The organism is Variovorax sp. P4_D9 (assembly GCF_056401695.1).
The window spans coordinates 1-3,725 of the sequence record NZ_JBFUIU010000844.1; the positions used below are offsets into that span (position 1 = coordinate 1).

The 3,725-nt window shown below is 60.4% G+C and carries 6 protein-coding genes and 1 pseudogene; 5 read left to right on the forward strand and 2 right to left on the reverse strand.

The features are described from left to right. Nucleotides 1-155 (forward strand): annotated as a pseudogene (locus tag AC1DY5_RS46580) (HpcH/HpaI aldolase/citrate lyase family protein); the annotation flags it as partial. On the opposite strand, the gene AC1DY5_RS46585 reads toward AC1DY5_RS46580, so the two are convergent. Beyond that, nucleotides 152-1,120 (reverse strand): LysR family transcriptional regulator, encoded by a 969-nt coding sequence (locus AC1DY5_RS46585; protein WP_478121159.1) that lies wholly within the window; start codon nucleotides 1,118-1,120, stop codon nucleotides 152-154. The pseudogene AC1DY5_RS46580 and the gene AC1DY5_RS46585 sit on opposite strands and share 4 nt — an antisense overlap. Before the next feature lie 726 nt (nucleotides 1,121-1,846). Between AC1DY5_RS46585 and AC1DY5_RS46590 the strand changes: the two genes are divergently transcribed. The 4 genes from AC1DY5_RS46590 (at nucleotide 1,847) to AC1DY5_RS46605 (ending at nucleotide 3,569) form a co-directional block, all read left to right on the forward strand. After that, on the forward strand, nucleotides 1,847-2,239 hold the full coding sequence (locus AC1DY5_RS46590; RefSeq protein WP_478121160.1) for a zinc-binding dehydrogenase: 393 nt from the start codon (nucleotides 1,847-1,849) through the stop codon (nucleotides 2,237-2,239). Then, nucleotides 2,236-2,376: a hypothetical protein gene (locus AC1DY5_RS46595; RefSeq protein ID WP_478121161.1), complete on the forward strand. Its 141-nt coding sequence runs from the start codon at nucleotides 2,236-2,238 to the stop codon at nucleotides 2,374-2,376. Before AC1DY5_RS46590 ends, AC1DY5_RS46595 begins: the two co-directional genes overlap by 4 nt. A 501-nt stretch (nucleotides 2,377-2,877) precedes the next feature. Beyond that, a complete protein-coding gene (locus tag AC1DY5_RS46600; protein ID WP_478121163.1) occupies nucleotides 2,878-3,129 on the forward strand; it encodes a helix-turn-helix domain-containing protein in 252 nt (83 codons plus the stop codon). Beyond that, on the forward strand, nucleotides 3,129-3,569 hold the full coding sequence (locus tag AC1DY5_RS46605; protein ID WP_478121162.1) for an IclR family transcriptional regulator: 441 nt from the start codon (nucleotides 3,129-3,131) through the stop codon (nucleotides 3,567-3,569). The genes AC1DY5_RS46600 and AC1DY5_RS46605 overlap by 1 nt, the downstream gene beginning before the upstream one ends. An 8-nt stretch (nucleotides 3,570-3,577) precedes the next feature. On the opposite strand, the gene AC1DY5_RS46610 is transcribed toward AC1DY5_RS46605, so the two are convergent. After that, nucleotides 3,578-3,709 carry a hypothetical protein gene (locus AC1DY5_RS46610; RefSeq protein WP_478121164.1) on the reverse strand — a complete coding sequence of 44 codons (132 nt, stop codon included), beginning with the start codon at nucleotides 3,707-3,709 and terminating at the stop codon, nucleotides 3,578-3,580. Nucleotides 3,710-3,725: the final 16 nt, after the last annotated feature.

Genomic DNA, 3,725 nt, shown 5'->3' on the forward strand with positions numbered 1-3,725 from the left:
AGGAAGTTGTCTATTACAAGGGAATGATTGACGCGCTGGACAAGGCGCAGGCCGAAGGCCGTGCGTCGTGCATCTATGACGGCGAGCACATCGATATCGCCCACGTCAGCACGGCCCGAGAAATCGTTGCCCTTGCGGAAGTTATGGGCGTCTAGGCGACGGCTGGGTCCCCACCGCTCGACGACGTAGAAGTAGTGGCCAATTTATCGTCCACAACGTGAGCGATAAACGCCTTGGTCGCCGCGGCAATCGGCTCGCCACGCTTGACTCCCGCGCACAAGCGTCGCTCTGCCCAGGGTTCATCAAGCCTTACCAGTACTAGCTTGGTGAGATCGGCCGTGGGCAGCATGCATTCAGGGTGAATCATGACGCCCAGGCCCGCTTTCACGAGACTGCGAGCGACTTCAACGGTGTTCACTCGGTACTTCTCTCGGAGCTTGCTCCCTAACGCCTCGGCCGCCTTGCGCATCTGAGCCATTAGTGAAGTGTTAGGCGAGATTCCGATCAAAACTTCCTCGAGCAGATCACGCATTGTCACGCTCGTGCGTTCACCCATCGGATGGCCGCGCGGTACGATTGCGACCAGGCGGTCCGTGCGGCACTCGAAGACGTCCAACGCTTCACAGGTGACATCATCTGTGGCATAGAACATGGCGATATCGGCATGCCCTGCTATCACAGCGTTGACCACGCTGATGTTGGCGCTCTCCTGCAACTCAATGTCGATCAGCGGAAACTGCCGCGTAAACTCAGCGATCGCTGGCGCGAGAAGCTGAATGATGATGGCCGCAGTGGCGCTAATGCTGATGTGCCCGCGAACGCCTTCCGTAAACTGCGCGACTTCGCGCCCCATGACGTCGAGGTTAGCAAACAAAAGGCGAAGATGGCGTGCCAGCACCTCCCCCGCCGGAGTGGGCACCATCCCATTCGGCTGTCGGTCGAAAAGGCTGATCCCGGCGACTTCCTCAAGGTCATGGATGCGACGAGTCGCTGCCGATGGAGCTATGTTCTCCCGCAGGGCAGCACGTCGAATCTGCTGCTCTTCAGCTACCGTGAGAAATAGCCGCAATGTGAAGAGATCGATGCGTCTCGTAAGGGTATGAGCATTTAATACGGTCATGGTGTCTCCAGTCCGCCTTGTTCGGGTGGGCGTTTAGTTCGATTGTGAGCCCATTCCGCCGCCGAGCCATGCCAGCGCCGCAGCGCCTCGTGCGGTACGGTGGAACAGACACATTATTTCGGCCTCTCTTGAATTTCGAGTTGGTAGCCAGGCATGGCGAAGGGGTGGAAACCCGGAGAGCGGGCCGCCTTCGCCGACCAAGGCCGTCGAACGGCCGGGCATTCCGTGACCGACGTCCCTCTTCTGGGCTGCAACCCGCATGGATGCTGGCTTCCGGACCGTTCAGAGTACGAGTCGACAAGGCCCTGCTCGGAGACTTCCAGCGCACGCTGGAAGGGCAAGGTGTACTGCTGGCATGGCCAAGCTTCGGTGCGTTGACGCCAGTTCAGCGCGTCGGCTACCAGCACGACAGGCGCTGAAGACGCGCTGAAGACTTGTGATCTGCGCAGGGGAGCGTGAAGAAGGCCGCGCGCGAGAATCGAGTGACCGCTTGGGTAAGCATTGCGGAAGTTTCGAGCCGCGATTGGAAAATTCAGCTCAAGCGATTGCTGTCCTTTTCGCCCGCTTGGCTAACTCACGCTGCAAGGCGGTCACCGAGCCGCAACGGTGATTTCGGAATGGACGACGCTCTCAGAAGCGTTGCTGTCATAGCCAGTGCCGGAGCGAACTTTCTAGTGCGACGATGCTGGCGCATGAGGTGTCGACCACCAATCGAATGCCTGCTGCTTGACCAACGGCAAGGGCGCCGACCGCATCGTCGAAGTGGGCGGACCGGGCACGTTCGAGCAGTCGGTCAAACCTGTTGCAGTTGGTGGCCAAGTGTCGATGGTGGGCGCGATGGCGGGCATGCAGGGTTCGGTCGAGATCATGACCTTGTTCATGAGCCATGCGCGTTGCCAGCCCATCTCGGTGGGAAGCCGGCAAGACCTCGAAGGCATGCTGCGCTTCATCGCGGCCCACAATATCCACCCGCGCATCGACATCGAGCATGGTTTCGACGACGCCAAGCCCGCCTTCCAGCGCCTGATGACACGCAATGCCTTCGGCAAAGTTTGTGATCCGTCACTGACGGCTCGAATCGCCGGCAGCTCAACGTCACCCGCAAAGCAGAAAACATGACTGCCTATGCTGTGTTCATCAAAGAGAAGACGCTCGACCAACAAGAGCTCGACATCTATGCACAGAAGATGCCCGCCTTGCTGGCGCAGTTGCCGGTAGCGGTGTGTCGGCCTACGGTCGAAGCGAAGTGTTCATAAGGGGCGTCCCCGGAAGGGGTCGTTCTGGTCTCGTTTTTGACGTTCGAACAAGCGACGGCCACAGCGACGCGTACCAAGCCATTGCCCGCCACCTCCACAACGGGGCGAAGTTCGGGGGCTTCGTCGTCGAAGGCGCCGACGCTTGATGTACCTCGGCCGGCGGCAATCGAAGCCCCTACGCCGGATGCGCGGTTCGGCCACTTCGAACGAGGCGGCCACCCGTTCGGTCATGCTGGATGGCACAGGCGTGACCGAGACGAAGAGTTGGCCGCGCCGATGATATGGCCAGCGGCAAGCGCACTGCGGAGCAGATGCACGGCGTGAACCAGCAGTTGGGAATTGTTCCGGACCGAATTGCGAACGTCGTCGCGTTCGTAGTCGACCAGCCTGGGGACACGACGATCAACGAGTCCAGGGTCGGCCGAGCCAGCCAGGCCTCGTAGAGGCGGCGGACAAGAGGCGGTATGCTTAACACCTGCGCACGCTGCGCTCGAAGTCGATATCGTTCTCGCCTTCATCGATTCTCCCGTGATGGGAATCGGGGAATTGCAGCAGCGGCTTGAGCTTCCAAGGCCGACGCTCTATCGAATGCTGTCGGCATTGGAGCAAAAGGGCTTGGTGAGCTGGTTCGGCGACCCTCGCCGCTACCGGCTCGGCCACAAGGTTCTGGAGCTTTCTGGCTCTTGGCAGCGTTCGTTTAATCTGGTCGAGATTAGCCAGCCCGTGTATGGCAAGCAGCTGACGAGACAGTGATGCTCTTCGTGCCGCAGCCGCCGCATGACCGGATGCTGGTCCACGAGATCCGCAGTTCCAAACCCCTGAGCTACAGCCGTCCCGTCGGCTATGTCGCTCCACTGACGATCGGAGCGGCAGGCAAGGTAATGTTGGCCTTCGGCTCTAACGAACAGTTGCGATTGGCCAGTGAGAGCCTGACGGAAGCCGAGCGCCGCAAACTGCAGACCGACATCCAGCGAATCCGCAAAGATCGCTACTTTGCCGCGACTGGTGAAGTGCTTGCGGGGGCGATGTCGATCGCGGCCCCGCTCTTTGGCCACGACGCAGAGGTTCTGGGCGCCGTTTCCGTGGTCGGCCCCGAGATCCGAATGAGCGGCTCGGTGCGGGAAAAGATTCTGCCGCTACTGGTTCAGGCTACCCAGGAGATCTCGCGCGCGGCGGGCTACGCCGGCGCCTGAACTCCTGATTAGAGATCGAGCACAAGCATCGGAGACAGCGAGCGAGACACACAGGTCATGATGCAATGGCCTTCCTCCTGCTCGTCGGGCAGGAGGAAACTGTCCCGATGATCTGGAGTTCCTTCGAGCACATTCACCAAGCAGGTACCGCAGGCG

What these genes read in the sequence shown, in the direction of transcription:
- AC1DY5_RS46605 (WP_478121162.1), top strand. Translation starts at nt 3,129, where the DNA reads ATGCTCTTCGTGCCGCAGCCGCCGCATGACCGGATGCTGGTCCACGAG.
- AC1DY5_RS46585 (WP_478121159.1), bottom strand. Translation starts at nt 1,120, where the DNA reads ATGACCGTATTAAATGCTCATACCCTTACGAGACGCATCGATCTCTTC.
- AC1DY5_RS46595 (WP_478121161.1), top strand. Translation starts at nt 2,236, where the DNA reads ATGACTGCCTATGCTGTGTTCATCAAAGAGAAGACGCTCGACCAACAA.